General features: G+C 71.0%; 16 protein-coding genes and 1 pseudogene. 12 read left to right on the plus strand and 5 right to left on the minus strand.

What is annotated here, in order from left to right; all coding sequences use genetic code 11:
* The first annotated feature begins 369 nt into the window (after positions 1 to 369).
* Positions 370 to 1,533 carry an AI-2E family transporter gene (locus RV983_RS04230; protein ID WP_475984410.1) on the plus strand — a complete coding sequence of 388 codons (1,164 nt, stop codon included), beginning with the start codon at positions 370 to 372 and terminating at the stop codon, positions 1,531 to 1,533.
* A gap of 372 nt (positions 1,534 to 1,905) precedes the next feature.
* Positions 1,906 to 6,150, plus strand: a complete 4,245-nt coding sequence (locus RV983_RS04235; protein ID WP_475990215.1) for a discoidin domain-containing protein — start codon at positions 1,906 to 1,908, stop codon at positions 6,148 to 6,150.
* Positions 6,151 to 6,258: 108 nt separating this feature from the next.
* Here the strand turns inward: RV983_RS04235 and RV983_RS04240 are convergent, their stop codons facing one another.
* Positions 6,259 to 6,744: a lamin tail domain-containing protein gene (locus RV983_RS04240; RefSeq protein ID WP_475984411.1), complete on the minus strand. Its 486-nt coding sequence runs from the start codon at positions 6,742 to 6,744 to the stop codon at positions 6,259 to 6,261.
* Positions 6,745 to 7,084: 340 nt separating this feature from the next.
* On the opposite strand from RV983_RS04240, the gene RV983_RS04245 reads away from it, so the two are divergent.
* Positions 7,085 to 7,927: a class I SAM-dependent methyltransferase gene (locus RV983_RS04245; protein ID WP_475984412.1), complete on the plus strand. Its 843-nt coding sequence runs from the start codon at positions 7,085 to 7,087 to the stop codon at positions 7,925 to 7,927.
* On the opposite strand, the gene RV983_RS04250 is transcribed toward RV983_RS04245, so the two are convergent.
* Entirely contained in the window at positions 7,890 to 8,507 is a 618-nt protein-coding gene (locus RV983_RS04250) for a TIGR03086 family metal-binding protein (protein WP_475984413.1), read from the minus strand. The two genes, RV983_RS04245 and RV983_RS04250, sit on opposite strands and share 38 nt — an antisense overlap.
* A 157-nt stretch (positions 8,508 to 8,664) precedes the next feature.
* Between RV983_RS04250 and RV983_RS04255 the strand changes: the two genes are divergently transcribed.
* The 4 genes from RV983_RS04255 (at position 8,665) to RV983_RS04270 (ending at position 12,691) form a co-directional block, all read left to right on the plus strand.
* A complete protein-coding gene (locus RV983_RS04255) occupies positions 8,665 to 11,211 on the plus strand; it encodes a SpoIIE family protein phosphatase (RefSeq protein ID WP_475984414.1) in 2,547 nt (848 codons plus the stop codon).
* 135 nt (positions 11,212 to 11,346) lie between these two features.
* Positions 11,347 to 11,595 carry a hypothetical protein gene (locus tag RV983_RS04260; protein WP_475984415.1) on the plus strand — a complete coding sequence of 83 codons (249 nt, stop codon included), beginning with the start codon at positions 11,347 to 11,349 and terminating at the stop codon, positions 11,593 to 11,595.
* Between the two features lie 80 nt (positions 11,596 to 11,675).
* The gene (locus RV983_RS04265; RefSeq protein WP_475984416.1) at positions 11,676 to 12,413 is read left to right on the plus strand and encodes a dienelactone hydrolase family protein; all 738 of its coding nucleotides are present in this window, start codon (positions 11,676 to 11,678) and stop codon (positions 12,411 to 12,413) included.
* Positions 12,413 to 12,691: a DUF6295 family protein gene (locus tag RV983_RS04270; protein WP_475984417.1), complete on the plus strand. Its 279-nt coding sequence runs from the start codon at positions 12,413 to 12,415 to the stop codon at positions 12,689 to 12,691. Before RV983_RS04265 ends, RV983_RS04270 begins: the two co-directional genes overlap by 1 nt.
* A 16-nt stretch (positions 12,692 to 12,707) precedes the next feature.
* Here the strand turns inward: RV983_RS04270 and RV983_RS04275 are convergent, their stop codons facing one another.
* Complete coding sequence (locus RV983_RS04275; RefSeq protein WP_475984418.1) at positions 12,708 to 13,892, minus strand: damage-control phosphatase ARMT1 family protein; 1,185 nt, start codon at positions 13,890 to 13,892, stop codon at positions 12,708 to 12,710.
* A 114-nt stretch (positions 13,893 to 14,006) separates the two neighbouring features.
* Between RV983_RS04275 and RV983_RS04280 the strand changes: the two genes are divergently transcribed.
* Positions 14,007 to 14,603, plus strand: coding sequence for an HD domain-containing protein (locus tag RV983_RS04280; RefSeq protein WP_475984419.1), 597 nt, complete (start codon positions 14,007 to 14,009; stop codon positions 14,601 to 14,603).
* A gap of 63 nt (positions 14,604 to 14,666) precedes the next feature.
* Positions 14,667 to 15,230: a histidine phosphatase family protein gene (locus RV983_RS04285; RefSeq protein ID WP_475984420.1), complete on the plus strand. Its 564-nt coding sequence runs from the start codon at positions 14,667 to 14,669 to the stop codon at positions 15,228 to 15,230.
* A 7-nt stretch (positions 15,231 to 15,237) separates the two neighbouring features.
* On the opposite strand, the gene RV983_RS04290 is transcribed toward RV983_RS04285, so the two are convergent.
* The gene (locus RV983_RS04290) at positions 15,238 to 15,951 is read right to left on the minus strand and encodes a VOC family protein (protein WP_475984421.1); all 714 of its coding nucleotides are present in this window, start codon (positions 15,949 to 15,951) and stop codon (positions 15,238 to 15,240) included.
* A gap of 287 nt (positions 15,952 to 16,238) precedes the next feature.
* Here RV983_RS04290 and RV983_RS04295 point away from each other — a divergent pair.
* The 3 genes and pseudogenes from RV983_RS04295 to RV983_RS04305 all read left to right on the plus strand — a co-directional run.
* Positions 16,239 to 16,352, plus strand: a pseudogene (locus RV983_RS04295) (WhiB family transcriptional regulator); the annotation flags it as partial.
* A 255-nt stretch (positions 16,353 to 16,607) separates the two neighbouring features.
* Positions 16,608 to 17,282: a hypothetical protein gene (locus tag RV983_RS04300; protein WP_475984422.1), complete on the plus strand. Its 675-nt coding sequence runs from the start codon at positions 16,608 to 16,610 to the stop codon at positions 17,280 to 17,282.
* A 292-nt stretch (positions 17,283 to 17,574) separates the two neighbouring features.
* Positions 17,575 to 18,726: an SMI1/KNR4 family protein gene (locus RV983_RS04305; RefSeq protein ID WP_475984423.1), complete on the plus strand. Its 1,152-nt coding sequence runs from the start codon at positions 17,575 to 17,577 to the stop codon at positions 18,724 to 18,726.
* 59 nt (positions 18,727 to 18,785) lie between these two features.
* Here the strand turns inward: RV983_RS04305 and RV983_RS04310 are convergent, their stop codons facing one another.
* Complete coding sequence (locus tag RV983_RS04310; protein WP_475984424.1) at positions 18,786 to 19,799, minus strand: IS630 family transposase; 1,014 nt, start codon at positions 19,797 to 19,799, stop codon at positions 18,786 to 18,788.
* Between the last annotated feature and the right edge of the window lie 77 nt (positions 19,800 to 19,876).

Here is a 19,876-nt window from a genome sequence, read left to right on the forward strand (position 1 = left end):
CCGAACCACCCCTATGAGCCGAAAAGATCACCAACGTGCCGGCTCACGCCCTGGGGGGAGAGCATCATCGAGGACACGCGGAGCCACGCGCCCGCGGACCGGCGTCCGGAGCGACCGCGCTCCGCCCGCACCCCGTCCCGGAGCGGGCCGCCGCGACCCTCAAGGAAGCGGGCCAGTACACCTAAACCGAGTTCCGCAACGACGTCGCCGGCGCGGGCACGGACAAGAACGGCTGCTGCGTCTTCCCCGCCGGGCAGCCGGCGCCGTCCGTCGGCGATGGGTGCCTTCGGGCGAATGACGCCCGCCGCGCGTTGCACGGACCCGGAGCGGTGGTACGAGCCCAGGCGTACGGGAGGTGGTGGCGGGCCCATGCCCAGGCGAGCGCACACGCAGGGCGGCCCGGGACCGGGCACGCCGCCGGCGGGCCGCCGGGACCGCATCCGCAGCAGCCGTCGCGCGGCGGCCGGCCGTACTCCCCTCGGGACCGGGCCCCGGGTGCTGCCCGCGCTCAACACTGCGGCCGCGTACAGCTGGCGGCTCATCGTCGTCGGCGTGGTCGTCTGGGGGATCTTCTCGGTCCTGGGACGCTTCCACGAGATCGCGGTCGCGGTCTTCCTCGGGCTCGTCGGCACGGCGATGCTCCGTCCGGTGGCGGACCGGCTGGCGCGGTGGATTCCGCGGCCGCTCGCGGTCGCGGTGTCGCTGATCGGCAGCATCGTCCTGGTGCTGGGCGTGCTGGCCCTGGTCGGCGAGGCGGTCGCCCAGGAACAGCAGGGACTGCAGAAGGAGTTCGGGGCCGGACTGACCAGAATCGAGCGCTGGCTGGAGGCGCCGCCCCTCCGGCTCGACCCGAAGGCCCTCACCGACCTCCAGTCCACGATCGGCGACTGGCTGTCCAGCCACCGCTCGACGCTCATCAGCACCGCGCTCAGCGGCGCCGGGCGGCTGATCGAGGTGCTCACGGTCTTCGCGCTCGCCCTGTTCTGCTCGGTCTTCTTCCTGCACGCCGGCGACCGTCAGTGGACCTGGTTCTGCCGGCAGTTGCCGCTGTCGGTGCGGGACCGGGTGGCGGCCGGGGGCACGGCGGCGTGGCGCACCTTCACCGGGTACACGCACGGCATCGTGCTCGTGGCCGCCACCAACGCCATCCTCGTGGGCCTCGCCCTCTACGCGCTCGGCGTGCCGCTCGCCCTCCCCCTGGCCCTGCTGGAGTTCTTCGCCGCCTTCGTGCCGCTGATCGGCTCACCGATCGCGCTCGCCGTGGCCGCCGTGGTGGCCCTGGCCTCCAAGGGCCCGCTGGTCGCACTCGTCGTCGTCGCCCTCATCGTCATCATCGGCCAGATCGAGGGCCACATCCTGCACCCCCTCGTGATGAGCTGGGCCGTCCGCCTCCACCCCGTCGTCGTCGCCCTCAGCGTCATCGGCGGCGCCATCGCGGCCGGCGTCATCGGCGCGGTCGTCGCCGTCCCCCTCGTGTCCGTCCTCTGGTCCGTCCGCCAGGCGCTGCGGGCCGCCGGAGCGCGCCGGGCGTAGCCCGCGAGCCGCCGGGGCACCCGGAACGCCGACGTCCGAACAAGCGGACGAGGCGGTACCGGAAGGGTCAGGGAGCGTAGTGAAGGCGACCCCCCGCGGCAAGGGCAATGGCGAATTGCGCAAATTCTTGCATGCACGCGCAAGTACGTGTCGGATGCACCGCACGGCAGCGCAAGCCTGTCGCGTGCATATCAAGAGACCCCGCCGTAGGCATGGACGCCCGTAATTGGCTCTGCAACTATCGCCACGGTTAACGCAATTTCATGAGCGATCAACGCAACTTCTCGGTCATCAACACACGAGAGGCACAGGGACGACATGCGAAGGAAGCACATGGTCCAGCGACTGGTGGCGGGGGTGATCGCGGCGGGCATGGTCGTACTCGGCCTGTCGGCGCCGCCCGCCTCGGCCGCCGGGGGGCCGAACCTCGCGGCCGGCAGAACGGCCACCGCGAGCAGTTCGCACGCGGAATACGGGGTCGCGAACCTCACCGACGGCAGCCAGGACACGTACTGGCAGAGCGCGGGAAGCTCGTTACCGCAATGGGTCCAGGTCGACCTGGGCAGCGGTACGAACGTCGACGAGGTGGTAGTGAAGCTGCCCGCGGCGTGGGGCGCGCGCGACGAGACATTCGCGGTGCAGGGCAGCACGGACGGCAACACCTTCTCCACCTTCTCCGGCTCCGCGGCGCACACCTTCGCGCCCGGGGCGGGCAACACGGTGACGATCGGCTTCTCCGCCGTCACGACCCGGTACGTGCGGCTGAACATCACCGCCAACACCGGCTGGTCCGCCGCCCAGGTCTCCGAGCTCGAGGTGCACGGTGCCGCCTCCTCGTCGGACAACCTGGCCCAGGGCCGGACGCTGACCGCGAGCGCGAGCAACGCGCCCTACACTCCGGCCAACGCCAACGACGGCAACCAGGCCACGTACTGGGAGAGCGCCGACAACGCCTTCCCGCAGTGGCTCCAGGCCGACCTCGGCTCCTCGGTGGGGGTCAGCAAGGTCGTGCTGAAGCTGCCGCCGGCCTGGGAGGCAAGGACGCAGACGCTGTCGCTGCGCGGCAGCACGGACGGATCGAACTTCAGCGACCTGGTGGCGTCCCACGACTACGCGTTCAGCCCCGGGAGCAACAACACGGTGACCGTCAACCTGACCTCGGCGACCGTGCGCTACCTGCGGGTGAACGTCACGGCCAACACCGGCTGGGGCGCCGCCCAGCTGTCCGAGCTGGAGATCTACGGCCCGGCCACCGGTGACACCGTCGCGCCCTCCGCGCCCACCGGGCTGGCGTACACGCAGCCCGCGTCCGGCCAGATCCGGCTGACCTGGAACGCGTCCACCGACAACGTCGGCGTCACCGGCTACGACATCTACGCCAACGGCATGCTGCGCACGAGCGTCGCCGGCAACGTGACGACCTTCACCGACAGCCAGCCCGACACCGCCACGGTCACGTACTCCGTGCGGGCCAAGGACGCGGCCGGCAACCAGTCGGGCAACAGCAACACCGTCACCCGCACCGGCGACACCGGCGGCGACACGCAGGCGCCCTCGCAGCCCGGCAACCTCGCCTGGACGCAGCCCGCGTCCGGCCAGGTCAAGCTGACCTGGACCGCCTCGTCGGACAACGTCGGCGTCACCGGCTACGAGGTGTACGCCAACGACCAGCTGCGCGCCACGGTCTCCGGCACCACTCTGACGTACACCGACACGCAGTCGGACTCGGCGACCGTCGCGTACTACGTCAAGGCCAAGGACGCGGCCGGCAACCGCAGCGTCGCCAGCGCCACCGTGATCCGCAACGGATCGACCACCGGCCCGGGTTCGAACATGGCGGTCGGCAAGGCGATCACGGCCTCCTCCACCACCCAGAACTTCGTCGCGGCCAACGCCAACGACAACAGCGTGACGACGTACTGGGAGGGCGCGGGCGGCAGCTACCCCCACACGCTGACCGTCTCCCTCGGCGCCAACGCCGACGTGACCTCGCTGGTCCTCAAGCTCAACCCCGACAGCGCCTGGGGCACCCGCACCCAGACCATCCAGGTGCTCGGCCGCGATCAGGGCGCGACCGGCTTCACCAGCCTCAAGGCCGCGGCGGACTACACGTTCAACCCGGCCTCGGGCAACACCGTGACCATCCCGGTCAGCGCGCGCGTCGCCGACGTACGGCTGACGTTCACCGCCAACAGCGGGGCGGGCGGCGGGCAGGTCGCCGAGTTCCAGGTGATCGGCACCCCGGCGCCGAACCCGGACCTGACGGTCTCCGCCATGTCCGTGTCCCCGAGCGCGCCGGTCGAGACCGACGCGGTCACGCTGTCCGCCACCGTCCGGAACATCGGCGATCTGGCGTCGGGCGCCACCAACGTCAACTTCTACCTGGGCACCACCAAGGTCGGCACCGCCGCGGTCGGCGCGCTGGCCGCGGGCGGCTCGGCCACCGTGACGGCGAACATCGGCACCCGTGACGCGGGCAGCTACCCGCTGAGCGCGCAGGTCGACGAGTCGAACACCGTCATCGAGCAGAACGACACCAACAACGCGTACAGCAACCCGAGTCCGCTGGTCGTCAAGCCGGTCGACAGCTCCGACCTGGTCGCCGCGCCGTCCAGCTGGACGCCGGGCAACCCGGGCAAGGGCAACACCGTGACCTTCTCGGTCGCGATCAAGAACCAGGGCACCGTGGCCTCCGCGGGCGGCGCCCACGGCATCACGGTGACGGTCACCGACACCGCCTCCGGGAGTGTCGTGAAGACACTCACCGGTTCCTACAGCGGTGCCATCGCGGCGGGCAGCACCAGCAGCCCGGTCAACCTCGGCACCTGGACGGCGGTCAACGGCAAGTACACCGTCAGGACGGTGCTCGCCACGGACGCCAACGAGCTGGCGGTCAAGCAGCAGAACAACACCAGCACCCAGTCCCTGTTCGTCGGACGCGGCGCCAACATGCCGTACGACATGTACGAGGCCGAGGACGGCGTCCTGGGCGGCGGCGCTCAGGTCGTCGGCCCGAACCGCACCGTAGGCGACCTCGCGGGCGAGGCGTCCGGCCGCAAGGCCGTCACGCTGAACAGCACCGGGAGCTCGGTGGAGTTCACCACCAAGGCCAGCACCAACACCCTGGTCGTGCGCTACTCCATCCCGGACTCCGCGGGCGGCGGGGGCATCGACTCCACGCTGAACGTCTACGTCAACGGCACCTTCCTCAAGGCCATCGACCTGACCTCCAAGTACGCGTGGCTCTACGGCAACGAGACCGCCCCGGGCAACAGCCCCGGCGACGGCAGCCCGCGCCACATCTACGACGAGGCCAACATGCTGCTCGGCACCAACGTGCCGGCCGGGGCCAAGATCAAGCTGCAGAAGGACGCCGCCAACGGCACCACCTACGCGATCGACTTCGTCAACACCGAGCAGGTCGCGCCGATCGCCAACCCCGACCCCGCCGCGTACACCGCGCCCACCGGCTTCAGCCAGCAGGACGTCCAGAACGCCCTGGACAAGGCGCGGATGGACACCACCGGCACGGTCAAGGGCGTCTACCTGCCGCCGGGCGACTACGACACCTCCAGCAAGTTCCAGGTCTACGGCAAGGCCGTCAAGATCATCGGCGCCGGGCCCTGGTACACCCGCTTCCACACCCCGTCGAGCCAGAGCAACACCGACGCGGGCTTCCGTGCCGACTCCACGGCCAACGGTTCGTCCTTCTCGGGCTTCGCGTTCTTCGGCAACTACACCTCCCGCATCGACGGTCCCGGCAAGGTCTTCGACTTCGCCGGCGTCGCCAACATCACCATCGACAACGTCTGGAACGAGCACACGGTCTGCCTCTACTGGGGCGCCAACACCGACAACGTCACCATCACCAACTCCCGTATCCGCGACACCTTCGCCGACGGCATCAACATGACCAACGGCAGCACGGACAACCACCTCGACAACATCGAGGCCCGTGCCACGGGTGACGACAGCTTCGCGCTCTTCTCCGCGATCGACGCGGGCGGCGCGGACGAGAAGAACAACCTCTTCGAGAACCTGACGTCCCTGCTGACCTGGCGTGCCGCGGGCGTCGCGGTCTACGGCGGCTACGCCAACACGTTCCGCAACATCCTCATCGCGGACACGCTGGTGTACTCCGGCGTCACGATCAGCTCCCTGGACTTCGGCTACCCGATGAACGGCTTCGGGACCGAGCCGACCAACGTCCAGAACGTCTCCATCGTCCGCGCCGGCGGACACTTCTGGGGCGGTCAGACCTTCCCGGGCATCTGGCTCTTCTCCGCCTCGAAGGTCTTCCAGGGCATCCGCGTCACCGACGTGGACATCGTGGACCCGACGTACAGCGGGATCATGTTCCAGACCAACTACGTCGGCGGGCAGCCGCAGAACCCGATCAAGGACACGATCCTCACCAACGTGACCATCAGCGGCGCCCACCGCAGCGGTGACGCCTTCGACGCCAAGTCCGGCTTCGGCCTGTGGGCCAACGAGATGCCGGAGTCCGGCCAGGGTCCCGCGGTCGGCTCGGTCACCTTCAACAACCTGCAGTTCAACGACAACTTCCAGGACATCAAGAACACGACGTCCACCTTCACCATCACCCGCAACCCGTAGGCGGTAGCCGGGTAGCCCCGGCCGGGAGCAAGGCGCACGCAAAGGCGGCGTGCCGCGACTGGATGTCGCGGCACGCCGCTCGTTCATCGGGCCCTGTCGGGCCTGGGCTCAGCGGTGGCGGCGGCCGCCCCACTCCTTGCTGTCCACGAAGCGGCCGTGGTCGTTGCGCAGGGTGGCGCTGTCACGGTTGTCCCAGACGCCCTTGCGGCGGTCCTGGAAGACGTCGAACCGGCTGTCGCGGCCCTGACCGGTGTGCACACGGACCTTGGAGTGGCCGGGGAGGCGCAGGAAGTCGAAGCGGTAGCGGTTGCCGTCGCTGTCGGTCAGCGTCCAGCCGCGCAGGTTCACTCCGTCGCGGCCCCTGTTGACCACCTCGACCCACTCGGTGTTGAGCGCGCGGTTCGAGCGGACGCCGCGGCCGCCCTCGTCGTGCCGGACGTCGCCGATCGACACCGCGGAGCGGGGGGCCGGGCCGTGCCCGTGCCCGTGGCCGCGGCCGTTGTCGGCGGAGGCCGGCATGGCGGCGGCCGCCACGACGGCGCCGGAGGCGAGGACGGTGGCGATGACGCGACGGGCGTTGAACGAAGCAGACATGATGCCCCCTCATCAGGGTGCGTCCCGGAACTCCAGTGTTCCGGTGACGCGGTGTGGATACCTCGGCGGTTGGCCGATGACCCAACTCTGACCTGCCGCGACGGCAAAATCCGGAAGATCCGCTTCACGTTACGGAATGCGGACATATCCGTAACCCTCACCTGTAGGCGACATCTGTCAATGTCATAGGACACTCCATGTCATTGCCTGATACATCGACCCGGCCGGCGCACGTCATCCACGCGACGACATGTCACCCATAGGGGTAAGAGCCCCATGCGCGGCGTTGACGCGCGGGCCCGAGGGCCTTTGTAACGGCCCCACCTGCGAACATCGCGTCATGGCCACACACGAGCCCGGCAGCGGCTACCTCCTCGACAACCGGCAGTCCGAGGCGGGTGTCCGCTTGGGGGCTCTTGCCGATCTCTTCGATCCCGTGACGTTCCGCCACGTCGACGCCCTGGGGATCGGCTCGGGGATGCGCTGCTGGGAAGTGGGTGCGGGCGGCCCGTCCGTGCCGCTCGGACTGGCCCGGCGTGTCGGGCCCGGCGGGACGGTGGTCGCCACCGACATCGACGTGTCGTGGGCGCGGCAGGCGGCCGGCGGCGTGATCGACGTGAGGCGCCACGACGTGGCCGCCGACCCGCCGCCGGACGGCGGCGGCTTCGACCTGGTCCACGCGCGGCTGGTGCTGGTGCACGTCCCCGACCGCGCCGAGGCCTTGCGGCGGATGGTCGCGGCGCTGCGCCCGGGTGGCGTCCTGCTGCTGGAGGACGCCGACCCGGGCCTCCAGCCGCTGCTCTGCCCGGACGAGTCGGGGCCCGCGCAGCAGCTCGCCAATCGCCTCAGGTCCGGATTCCGGACGCTCATGGCGGAGCGCGGCGCCGATCTCGCGTACGGCAGGACGCTGCCCAGACTGCTGCGCGAGGCGGATCTGGAGGACGTGCGCGCCGACGCGTACTTCCCGCTCACCTCACCCGCCTGCACGGTGCTGGAAGCGGCCACGGTGCGGCAGATCCGCGGCCGCCTGGTGGCGGCGGGACTGGCCACGGACGAGGAGATCGACCGTCATCTGGCCCATGTCGCCACCGGCGCCCTCGACCTCGCCACCTCCCCGATGATCTCGGCGTGGGGACGCCGGCCGCTCAGCGCGACGGACGCCACCCCGGATTCCGCCCGGTGAGGGCGACGACCCGGTCCAGCAGCGGCGCCTCGGGAGGGACGGGGACCGGGCGGCCGAAGGGCCCGGAGCCGTCCGATTCCGCGGTGAGCGGGGTGAGCAGGGCGAGCGCCGCCTCCAGGCCCGCCGGGTCCGGCCGGTAGTCCTGGCCCGTGGCGCGGGCCAGGTCCCAGCCGTGCACCAGGAGCTCGTTGAGGGCGAAGCCCCCGGCCGCGCCGGCCGGCAGGTCGATCCCTCCGACGCGGGTGCGGCCCTCCCACGCGAGGGGACTGAGCCAGGCATCCGCCATGTCCGTCAGCAGACCCGGCAGGCCGGCGCGCCACCGCGGCGGCGGCTCCGGCGGGAGGGCGCTGCCCGGATCGCTGTCGGTGGTGGGCCCGAGGTCCTTGCGGGCCGCGTCGCGGAAGGCCGCGCACAGCCCCGCGACATGGCCGATCAGAACGCCCACGGTGTAGTCGGGGCACGGGGTGGGAGCGCCGAGCCGGTCGTCGTCGATCCGCTCCAGCACCGCGGCGACGCCGAGGGCGGCGGGACGGAGGTCGGGCCGCCCGGCGGTGCCGGGACCGTGGAGCTGCTGCGTCATGGGAGTCCCCTGGGTGTCGGTGTACCTGCCCGGTAGGACCGCGGCGGCGCCCTGAACTCATCGGTGCAAGGCCGTGGCGCAGGCCGTGGCCGCGGCGGGGCGCGGCCACCGGGTGCTGCAGATCTTGCCTGAAGGCAGTATTGACCTGTGGAGGTCCTTGGCAGGAGGCACCGCCGCCCGGACCGGCCGCGCGGACGCGGGCGGCGCGGTGCTCCCTGACGCTCCGGACGACTCGCCCGTGAGGGGTGACGCGTACGCCGTGCTCGACGACCGCGGCGCCATCGTGAGCTGGAGTCCCGGCGCGCAGCGGCTGCTCGGGCACACCGCTGCCCGCGTGCTGGGCACACCCGCCGCCCGCCTGCTGCACTCGGCCGCCGACGCCGCCCGGATCCTGGAGCGCCGCCGCGACGACCGGTCGGTCGTACTCGGCGTGGCGGGGCTGCGCCATCTCGACGGCCACCGCGTCGACGTGGCGCTGTGGGCGCATCCGCTCGCCCTGGCGGGGCGGCAGTACTGGCTGCTGCAGGTCGAGGACGCCGAGACGGTGCGGCGGAGCGACCTGCGTGACGCTGTGCTGCAAGGCGTGTTCACCGAGTCGCCGTTCATCATCGACGTCTTCGACCGGGACCTGCGCTTCCTGGCCCAGAACGACTCGCGGAAACGCGTGTCCGGATTCGGGGAGGTCGTCGGGCGGACGATGCGGGAGGCCGCGCCGCCGGGCCTGCTCGACATGGACGGCCTGGAGAGCAGGCAGCGGCAGGTCCTGGCCACGGGGAAGGCGCTGATCGGCACCGAGGTACGCGGCCGGGACCCGCGCGACCCGGACCGGGACACCGTCTGGCAGGAGACCATCCTGCCGCTGCGCGGCACCGGCGGTGACGTGGTGGCGCTCGCGCACATGGTGACCGACACCACCGAGGAGTCCCGCGCCCGCGAGCGGCTCGACCTCGTCAACGAGGCGAGCGCCCGCATCGGCAGCCGGCTGGACGTCCTGACCACCGCGCAGGAGCTCACCGACGTCGCCGTGCCGCGCTTCGCCGACCTCGCCTACGTCAATCTGCTGGACCCGGTCTTCGGCGGGGCCGAGCCGGTGACCGGTCCGCCGCGCGACACGGTCGTGCTGCGGCGGGCGGCGAGCACCATGGACACCGGCGACCTGGAGCAATCGATCGTCGCCACCGGTGATGTGGACGCGTTCGCCTCCGCGCCCGACTCCCGCACCCGGCGGGCCCTCGCCGACGGGAAGCCGGTGAGGCTGACCGGCGAGGAGGTCAGGAGCGAGCTGGCGGCATCCGATCCGGCGCGCGCGGCGCTGGCCGTTCGGTACGGCGTCCACTCCTGGCTGCTGGTCCCGATGTTCGCCCGCGGCGCGCCGCTCGGCTCCGTGGTCTTCGTCCGCATCACCCGCGCGCACCCCTTCGAGGACGACGACGTGCCGCTGGCCACGGAGATGGTGACCCGCGCCGCCGTGTGCATCGACAACGCCAGCCGCTACACCCGGGAGCGGACCACGGCGCTGACGCTGCAACGCAACCTGCTGCCGCGAAGCATGCCGGAACTGCCGTGCGTGGAGAGCGTGTCGCGCTGTCTGCCGTCCGGTGAGCAGGCGGTGCTCGGCGGTGGCTGGTTCGACGTGATCCCGCTCTCCGGCGCCCGGGTCGCGATGGTGATCGGCGACGCCGGCGGCGAGGGACTCTACGCGGCGGTGTCGATGGGGCGGCTGCGGACGGCGGTACGCACCCTCGCGGATCTGGACCTGTCACCCGAGGAACTCCTGACCCATCTCGACGACCAGGTCAAGCGCACCCTCAACGACCGTCCCGAGCCGGTGGCACGGCCCAAGGACACCGCCCGGTCCTGCCTCTTCGCGGTCTTCGACCCGATCTCCCGCAAGTGCCGCTTCGCCGCCGCGGGCCACCCGCTGCCGGTGCACGTGGGGGCGAGCGGGCAGGCCTCGTTCGTGGACGTCCCCGTCGGCGCCCCGCTCGGCGTCGGCGCGGTCCCGTACGAGTCGGGCGAGGTGACCCTCGCCGACGGCGACGTACTGGCCCTGTACACCGGCAGCCGGATCGGCGAGCCGGGCGACCGGGACCGCGGCGCGGGGTCGGCACGGCTGCGCGAGGCCCTGTCCGACCCCGGCATCGCGGCGGTCCTGCGCGCCGGCGGCGGGCCCGACTCGCTCGGTGACGCGGGCGACGCCGTCCTGAGCCGCATGCACTCCGGCTCGCCCGGCTCCCCCGAGAACATCGACGTGCTGCTGCTCGCGCGCGTGCACGGGCTGGAACCCGACCGGCACGTCACCTGGGAGCTGCCCGCGGAACCGGAGGCCGTCGCACGGGCGCGGGCGCTCACCGTGGCGAAGCTGGCCGAATGGGGACTGAGAGAACTGGAGTTCACCACCGAACTGCTGGTCAGCGAACTGGTCACCAACGCGATCCGGTACGGACGGCCCCCACTGCGCCTGCGCCTCATCCACGAGCGCACCCTCATCCTCGAGGTCTCCGACGGCAGCAACACCTCGCCCCGCGCCCGCCGTGCGCTGGAGACCGACGAGGGTGGCCGCGGTCTCTTCCTGGTCGCCCAGGTCGCGAAGCTGTGGGGCACCCGCTACGAAGTGCGCGGCAAGACCATCTGGGCCGAACAGCCACTCACCGACCGCCCGGACGGGGCGGACGGGGCGGATGGCGATGACGCCGCACTGTGACGCGTGGCGCGCCGCCGCTTCGCCACGTCGCGGGGCGGGGCGGGACGGGGCGGGGATGTTCCGGCATGTTCCCCAGGGGCGCCGGGTGCGGGAACACCTCCTGCACTGCGGCGGGAGACCGGGGCGTCGAGGCCGGTGACGGCGACGAGCGCCGCGAACACCACGGCGGCCGGCCTGGGCGACCCGTCCCCCGCGTCCCTCGTGCTCGACCCGGCCACCCACGCCGAGGGCGCGTACCCCCCTCGCCAGGGTCGACTCCCGCTCGTGTGCGCCAAGGGCAACGACGCCCGGTCGCCGGCCACGCTCGAAGCGTTCCTGTCGTACGCCGTCAGCGGTCCGGGCCAGGAGACCGCTCGGCAGGGACACACCCGGCTGCCTGGCTGAGGCCCGGGAGCCTGAGAGAGCCTTCCGGAACGGCGGACTATCGTGTCGATCATCCGTCACCTCGGAAGGAAACCCCCTTCATGTACGACGCAATCCTGGCCGAGACGATCACCGTCAGCGGCCACGGCGCCGACCCGATCGAGGCGTACGCGGCGCGCCCGATGACGCCCGGTCCCCTGGGCGGCGTGGTGGTGATCCATCACATGCCGGGCTACGACGGCCCGTCGAAGGAGATCACCCGCCGCTTCGCCGCGGAGGGCTATGCGGCCGTCTGCCCGAACCTCTACAGCCGCGAGGCCCCCGGCGCCTCCCCGGACGACGCGGCCGCGACGGCGCGGGCCCGGGGCGGCGTACCCGACGAGCGGCTGCTCGGGGACGTGGCGGGTGCGGCCGCGTACCTGCGCGGGCTGCCCTCGTCCAACGGCCGTGTGGGTGTCATCGGTTACTGCTCCGGCGGGCGGCAGGCGTTCCTCGTGGACGCCTCGCTCGACGTGCAGGCGGCCGTCGACTGCTACGGCGCCTTCGTCGCGGGCCGGCCGCCGGAGGGCTTTCCGCTCCAGGTCGAGCCGCTCCTGCACCTGACGAAGGAGCTGCGGGCGCCGTTGCTCGGGCTGTTCGGCGCGGAGGACAGCTACCCCTCGCCCGAGCACGTCGCCGAGCTGGAGGCCGAGCTCAAGGCGCACGGCAAGCCGTACGAGTTCCACACCTACGAGAACGCGGGCCATGCCTTCTTCGCCGTCGACCGGCCGAGCTACCGGCCGCAGGCGGCCGTCGACGGCTGGTCCCGGATCCTCACGTTCTTCGGGGAGCACCTCTGATGTGCACGTACCTCACGGAGAAGATCCGCATCGAGGGCAGCGGCAAGGGTGCGCAGGGCTACTTCCCGCTCACCGACGCGATGGTCTACGTCGACCATCCGCAGCACGCGCCCTTCGAGCACACCGTCAACATCGACTTCATGAACCCGGAGCTCGGCCCCTCGGCGCGGGTGGCCGTGGAGCTCACCGAGGAGGCCGCGCTCGCGCTGGTGGAGGCGATCCGTTCGGCCCTGGCCGCGGCGCCGCCCGGGCTCGCCTCGGCGTCCGCGGGACGCTGAGGGCCGTTCCGGAACCCTAGGCGGTCCCCACCTGGATCAGCGCGTGGGTGCCCGTGGTGCGCCAGGGCGTGCCGGTGGCGTCCAGACGGGCGACGGTCCGCGCGTCGACGCCGGTGAGGGTGTCCGACTTGAGGGTGCGCAGGGCCGCGACCGGGCCGGGGAAGTAAGCGGTGACCTCCGCGAACGGCACGGTGGCGGCCCACTGCCGGTCGCCGACCAGGCGGCGGTAGTTGAGGTCGCCCTTCATGATGGTGACGGCCGCAGCCGCGAAGCGTTCGCGCAGGTCGACGGGCAGGGCGTCGTAGGGCAGCGGCGCGCAGGCGAACGGGTGCGTGGACAGCGTCAGGCGGTCAGCGCGCAGGGCGTCGGCGAGCCGGTGCCCGATCGACCCGGCGGCGCCGGGTGCGTGCGTCATACGGCGCAGGCACATCAGCACGTCGCGGGGGGTGGCGTCGGAGACGAAGTAGGGGCGCGGCTTGAGCATGAGCTCGACCCGCCCGGCGCGTCCCGTGGCCAGCAGGTGGTCGATCAGGGCGAGGTCGGCCAGGATCTCGCGGGCGCTGTTGTCGGCGACCACGACGACCTGCCCGCCGTCCAGGAGCGGCCACAGGCGGTCGGACTCGTCGGCCACGTACGTCCCGGACGGCTCGGGGGCGCTTCCCTGCTCGCCCGCGATGGTGAAGCCCAGGTCGGCCTGGTTCCCCCAGACGGCCGCCGTCAGCAGCCGGTGCTCCCGCTCCTCCTGGGTGAGCGCGGCCAGGTCGTCCAGGGCCGCGAGGTCGCCGGCGAAGCCGCGGCCCTCCAGCTCGGCGTCCTTGAACGGCGCGAAGAAGTCCAGACCGTGCCAGGGCCCGTCGGCGAAGTACCCCGTGGCCTCGAGCAGTCTGCGGTAGAAGTACGACTCCGCCCACAGGAACGGCAGTTCGGGCCAGGCTCTGCCGTAGCCCCCCTGCCCCCACCGCTCCCACACGGCCGCGTCCGGCACGTCCGCCGGCAGTGGGGCGACGGTGCCGCGGCGGGACTCCTCCAGGAGCGCGGCGCACGCCTGGCGCTGCGCTCCGCCGTAGGGGACGGCCTCCAGGATCCGTCCGATCAGCACCGGGTGGCGGACCTGGAAGACGTTCCAGGCGAAGGAGCCCGGTTCGTCACAGGTGATCGGCGGCGCGTCCGGGTGCGTCGCGCCGTGCGCTTGACTGGGCATGCGTGGTCCTCCAACGGTGGGAACGCAATTCTCACAGGAAGCGGCCCGGAATCACGGACCGCACGCCCGTCCGGGCGGACGTTCGGGGGAACGTCCCCTACGCTGCTGCCCGCGATGACGCCGCCGACCCCGCTGGACCGCGCCCTCACTGACCCCGGCGACCCGCCGATGCGCCCGCTGCCTCCCGCGGTCGCCGCCCTCCTGCTGCGCCTGCAGGCCCCGCCCCGCCTGGCGGCGCACCTGCGGGCCGTCCACGACGTCGCCCACGAGCTGGCCGGCTGGACGCGGGAGCACTGCCCGGGCCTCCCGCTGGACCGTGAGGCGGTGCTCTTCGGCGCGGCGACGCACGACATCGGCAAGACCGTCCACGAGGCCGAGCTGTCCGGCCCGAGTTCGGCGCACGAGGAGGCGGGCCGAAAACTGCTGCTGGCGCACGGTTTCTCCCCGGGGCTCGCCCGCTTCGCCGGGACCCACGCGTCCTGGGCACAAGCGGCGGTGACGGTTGAGGAATTGCTGGTCAGCACGGCCGACAAGGTGTGGAAGAACAAGCGGGTCCCGGATCTGGAGGACCGCCTCGTGACACGGCTGGCCGAGGCGAACGGCACTCCGCGCTGGGAGGAGTTCCTCGCGCTCGACGACGTCCTGAGCCGGATCGGCGAGCACGCGGGGCGGCGCCTCGCCTTCCAGGCGTCCTTCCCGGTGCGGGGCTGACGCGGTGCGCAACAATGTCCTGTCCGATGCGGCACGGCCTGTCGAGCACATCCGGGAGCCCCGATGGCAGTGGAGATCGTCTACGAGACCCATGCCACGACCACCGACAACGAGGCGGGCATCGCCACCGGTCGGCTCCCGGGCGAACTGTCCGAACCAGGCTGCCGCCAGGCCCGTGAACTGGGTGAGCGCCGGTCGGGCGGCGGATTCGCGGCCGTGTTCACCTCCGACCTGCACCGGGCCGTCCGGACGGCCCGGATCGCGTTCCCCGACGGCCGCCCACCGGTCCACCAGGACATCCGGCTGCGCGAGTGCGACTACGGCGCCCTCAACGGGGGCGCGTACTCGCTCGTCGCCGCCCAGCGGGCCCAGCGCCTGGACGAGCCCTTTCCCGGCGGCCAGAGCTACCGTCAGGTCACCGCGGCCACCAGCGCCTTCCTCCACGACCTGGCCACCGGATGGGACAACACGCGCATCCTGGTGATCGCGCACTCGGCCAACCGGTGGGCGCTGGATCACCTGCTCGCCGGCACGCCGCTGGAAGAACTCCTCGAAGCGCCCCCGGCGTGGCGCCCGGGCTGGCACTACACGCTGCCCTCCGGCTGGCCGCCCCCTGCGGGTCGGTGAGGCCCGGCTACCGGGACCCGCGCACGGAGAACTCGTTGCCGTCCGGGTCGAGCATCAGCAGCCTGCCCCCGTCCCCCTCGCCGGTGCGGGTCGCGCCGAGCGAGATCAGGCGATCGACCTCTTCCTGCCCGTCGTCGTGGGCGGGGATCTCCAGCTCGAGGAACAGCCTGTTCGCGCCCGTCTTCGGCGCCACCGGAGGACCACCCCAGGTGATCTTCATGCCGCCGTTCGGCGACTGGATCGCGGTCTCCTCGTCCTGATCCCAGACGAGCGGCCAGCTCAGGGCCTCGCTCCAGAAGTAACCGACCTTCTGGGTACCGTCGCAGGACAGGGCTCCGATGAAACCGGTCCCGGCGAGGAACGTGTTGTCCGCCTCGCAGACGCAGAACTCGTTGCCGTCCGGATCGGCGAGCACCACATGTCCCTCTTCCGGGAGTTGCCCCACGTCGATGTGTGCGCCACCGAGGGCCAGCGCCCGGGCCACCGTCCGCTGCTGATCCTCCGGGGAGGCGCTCGTCAGATCGAAGTGCGCCCGGTTCTGCCCGGTCTTCGGCTCCTGGCTCGGAAGGAAACGGATGCGGAACCCGGCGGGGTCAGGGGGCAGGATCGCGATGTCGTCCGGGCCGTCGGCCAACTCCCGGCCCAGGAGCCCGGACCAGAACCGCGCCAGGTCCGTCGGCCGGGTCGCGTGGAAGCAGATCGCGAACAGTCGACTGGTCATGGCCTCTGCATCTCCGCTCCGTCGACGGTCGACACGGTGCCTCCCCGCGAGGGCAGCATAGGACGGCCGTGCGACACCCGCATCCGAGTTCCCGTCGCGCGGAAGCCCCTCACACGCCGCGCCTGCCACGGTCGTTCGGCGCCGGGCCGGACGAGAGCGGCGAGGAATCCGGCGGCCCTCTCCCCGCGGACGCGGTCCGCCGTCGCATGGGCCCGCGGCGATCGGGTACGCGACGTCTCACGATTGCGTCCGCAGCACTCCGTACGTGTTCTCCGAAAGGAGTTGCCATGAGCTGGTGGCGAAACGCCGCTTGTTCCGACGAGGATCCCGACCTGTTCTTCCCGGTCGGTGCGTCAGGGCCGGGGGCCGCTCAGGCGGAGCGGGCCAAGGCGGTCTGCCGTCTTCTCTGGGGGTGACCATGTGGCACGAGGCGAGTGGTGACTACTTTGTGCAGCTCAGCGCCGGTGTTGTCGACACTATCGCGTGCAACATGTGTGGCACAACTCCCGTACAAAACACGGAACCCAGTCGCCTCCTTTCCCCGGTGACTGCCAGGCGTACAAGCTCGTCTGTGCGCCGGGCATGGCTGCACCGCCGCCACTCAGCCCGAGGCTCGGTAGCGTGTGCGCGAAGATCGAGGAGAGGGGGCCGACGCGATGACGGACGGCTTGGCGTGGATCGGCGAGCACTGGTACAGCGGTGCGATCGTCAAGGACGGGATGATCTCGGACATCTGCCTCACGGCGGTGCGGGGCGTGGACCCGGTGGACTTCGTGGTCCGTCTCGGTGCCGACCGCCGCATGGCTGAACGGGCCACGTTGTTCGCGGACTTCGACAGGCTGAGCGTGGGCGCGAGCGACAGCGTGGCGATGTTCGGCCGCAGCGGCGAGTGGGCGTACGTTCTGGAGACCGAGTGGTCCACGTATCAGCACCTCATCCTCGACCGGGCGGACCACAAGAACACCTTGGTGCGGCAGGGTGAGGAATTCGTCTGCCTGGATCGGTTCGTGCAGGAGACCCCGTGGGTGTGCTACGGCGACGTGGCCGGCGAAATGAGGGCTATCGAGCCCGGCGACAGCCTGCTGGTGGCCGAATTCCCGCTTGAGGATCGGTTCGGGGCGTTCGCCGCACTAGATGCGTCCCTGCGCGAGGCCGGGGCGGTGTGGGACACCTTCCCCGGCGTTGAGGACCCCGACGACCCCTGGGCTGAAGAAGAAGAGTTGGCGAGACGGTTGTTCGGGGCGGTGGGCGAGCATCTCGGCCTGTCGCTGCCACGCCGGCAGATCGAGAAGGGACTACTGCCCACGGTGGTCCTGTCCTCGCCGTTCTGAACCGGAGCAGCATGGAGCGCCGCGCGGGCCCTTGCCATCCACGGCCGGAGGCGAAGCCCCGAGGTCTACGGTCGGCGGTCGACGAGCGCCCGGTCCAAGCGTCGCCGTCGCCGCGGGCCAGCACCCGGCGAACCATGACCTTCGAAGGGAGCGCCTGGCGATTGAGCCTTCGAGTTGGCGAGCCCAGCGACAGACCTGGTGGGCACGGCACCGAACGGGGCCAGCGGTGGCCCCGCTACCGTGGCCGGCAGGCGGCGATCAAGCTGTCAGTGTCTGTCTCTAGGCTCAGCTCATGAGAAAAGACCTGGTCCGGGAGTCGTGGGACCGCATCGACGAGTGGCTGCGCGAGAACGCGCCTCGCACCTTCGCCACGCTTGGGCCGCCCGCGGAACATGGGGAGATAGCAGCAGCGGAGGCGGGACTGGACGTCACCTTCCCTCCTGATCTGGTCGCGTCACTGCTCCGGCACAACGGAGCTCTGGGCGGCGCGGAAGCCTTCCGGTTCAGCACGCATGACCGGCTGCTCTCGGTGAGCGAGATCGTCGAGGACACCAGGTTCATGCGCGACATCGCCGAGGGCCTGGACGAGGAGGAGGCCGAGTACTACTGGATCGACACCTACCTGAAGTTCGGTTCCTACGAGGCGACGGCCGACGGCCTCACGATCGACTGCCGCCGGGGGCAGGACTCCTACGGTGCGATCGGACGCTTCTTCGATGAGACCGGCACCGACTTCGGACGAGCCGACTCGCTGGGTGCGTATCTGGCAGAGCTGGCCGACCAGCTTGAACGCGGCCGGGACGGGGGTGCCATCACGTTCAACGGCCGACTGCTCTGGGAGCGGGCCGGGCCTCTCGGACCGGACTGGGGCAGCGCCGACGACCCCCTTCCCCAACTGGACGAGCAACTGCCGGAGCTGGACCTGTCCTGCAGCCCCACCGATGTTCTACATGTCGGCCTCCTCGACGGGCTTGAGGAACTCGGTGCGCTGCTCGCCATCCTGCCTCGTGAACAGGTGGCCACGGCTGCGCGGAAGCAGCTGCGCAGAGTGGCTGTGGAAACGGGCCTGAACAAGTACCCGGAGGTCAGATCGGTCCTGGACGCGCTGGACCGGGGCGAAGCCCCACCAAACCCGGAACAGGCCAACCCGCTGGCCCTGCGACTGCGCACGGTGATCGCGCAGGCGAACACCCACCGAGACGCTCCTCGTAGGTGGGCTGCGGAGAAGATGGTGCACGGGATCTGGGGCTCGCCCTACAGGTCCGTTTGCGAGAGCGTGAGCATCCGCGGCCACCTCACTGTCGACTGGCGTACGGATCTGCACGAGGACCTGGGCAGTCCGCCACTGCCATCCATCCCTGATGACCGCTTCTGGGGGACCCTGCGCAATCCCGCCATCGACTCCACCTGGCATGCGGCTCAATACGCCCAAGATCAGGGCTGACCCCGGGGCTCCGGTTCCAGCTGTGCGGTCCCTTTGGTCGGCCCCGCCAGATGGACCGCTCAGTCACACTCGTCGAGGACGTAGCGGACGTGCGGGGCTATGAAGTAGCCCGTAACGACGAGGGGCTGACGCTGTCGGCGGTGGAGGAACCTGCGGGTTTCGGTGGCGAGTTCGTTCTGGTTCCTGGTCCGGTGGGTGAGGGGCAGGCTGCGTTTGAGGTCGGCGTTGACCAGCTCGTCCGGGTTCAGCTCGGGTGAGTACGAGGGCAGGAAGTGCAGCTCGATTTTGTCCTTGTGGTCGGCGAGCCAGGTCCGTACAGCCATTGAGCGGTGGGCCGAGTGCCGGTCCACGATCAGATGCAGCTTCCGGTCGAAGTGGCCGACCAGCCGGTCCAGGAAACGGCACATGACCTTCGCGTCGAAGGTCTCGGTGAAGACCATGAAGTGCATCCGGCCCTTCGTGCTGATCGCGGACATCGCGTTCACCGAGAACCGGTTCCCCGTGCGGCGGACGATCGGCGTCCGCCCCTGCTCGCCCCAGGTGCGACCGGTGACCTGATCCGAGCGGATCCCGACCTGGTCACCGAAGAAAACTTCAGCACCTTCCGCGTTCGCCCTGGCCCGGATCGCCGGCCAGGTTTCCTCGCACCAGGTACGGACGGCCTCCGGGTCCTGTTCGACTGCCCGCTTGTCCGGCCGCTGGAAGGTCAGGCACCAGCGCTTGAGGTACTTGCCCACGCCGGGCTCGGTGAACTGGACTCGGTACAACTTGAAGATCAGCTCGCCTATCAGCCTCCGCGTCCACAGTTGCCCGGAAAGCCCCAGGTCGCAGGGAATGTGAGCGAGGACCGCCTGCCGCACGGCGGCCTGCTCGGCCTCGGACAGCACCTGGTGTTCGCCTGCGCGGCGGCCTCGCGGCCGGGACAGCAGCGCGTCCCGGCCACTCGCCTGCCACGGCCCTGACCGACACCCTGAACAAGGCGGCGACCTCCGCCCTGCCCCGCCCCTCCACCAGCGCGAACACCGCCAGCAGCCGTACAGCCTCCTGCGCGTCCGGCGACCACGTCCGCGCATCCCCCACCAGATCGCTCACCCACGATCAACGAGCCTGAACCCAAAGCGTTTCGGATCAATAGCAACTTAATCCCGCT

The organism is Streptomyces sp. RLA123 (assembly GCF_056270165.1).

Coding starts and splice junctions, on each gene's coding strand:
- RV983_RS04230 (WP_475984410.1), top strand. CDS start 370: ATGCCCAGGCGAGCGCACACGCAGGGCGGCCCGGGACCGGGCACGCCG.
- RV983_RS04250 (WP_475984413.1), bottom strand. CDS start 8,507: ATGACGCAGCAGCTCCACGGTCCCGGCACCGCCGGGCGGCCCGACCTC.
- RV983_RS04270 (WP_475984417.1), top strand. CDS start 12,413: ATGTGCACGTACCTCACGGAGAAGATCCGCATCGAGGGCAGCGGCAAG.
- RV983_RS04305 (WP_475984423.1), top strand. CDS start 17,575: ATGAGAAAAGACCTGGTCCGGGAGTCGTGGGACCGCATCGACGAGTGG.
- RV983_RS04300 (WP_475984422.1), top strand. CDS start 16,608: ATGACGGACGGCTTGGCGTGGATCGGCGAGCACTGGTACAGCGGTGCG.
- RV983_RS04290 (WP_475984421.1), bottom strand. CDS start 15,951: ATGACCAGTCGACTGTTCGCGATCTGCTTCCACGCGACCCGGCCGACG.
- RV983_RS04245 (WP_475984412.1), top strand. CDS start 7,085: ATGGCCACACACGAGCCCGGCAGCGGCTACCTCCTCGACAACCGGCAG.
- RV983_RS04265 (WP_475984416.1), top strand. CDS start 11,676: ATGTACGACGCAATCCTGGCCGAGACGATCACCGTCAGCGGCCACGGC.
- RV983_RS04310 (WP_475984424.1), bottom strand. CDS start 19,799: ATGCGCGGACGTGGTCGCCGGACGCGCAGGAGGCTGTACGGCTGCTGG.
- RV983_RS04240 (WP_475984411.1), bottom strand. CDS start 6,744: ATGTCTGCTTCGTTCAACGCCCGTCGCGTCATCGCCACCGTCCTCGCC.
- RV983_RS04280 (WP_475984419.1), top strand. CDS start 14,007: ATGACGCCGCCGACCCCGCTGGACCGCGCCCTCACTGACCCCGGCGAC.
- RV983_RS04285 (WP_475984420.1), top strand. CDS start 14,667: ATGGCAGTGGAGATCGTCTACGAGACCCATGCCACGACCACCGACAAC.
- RV983_RS04275 (WP_475984418.1), bottom strand. CDS start 13,892: ATGCCCAGTCAAGCGCACGGCGCGACGCACCCGGACGCGCCGCCGATC.
- RV983_RS04235 (WP_475990215.1), top strand. CDS start 1,906: ATGGTCGTACTCGGCCTGTCGGCGCCGCCCGCCTCGGCCGCCGGGGGG.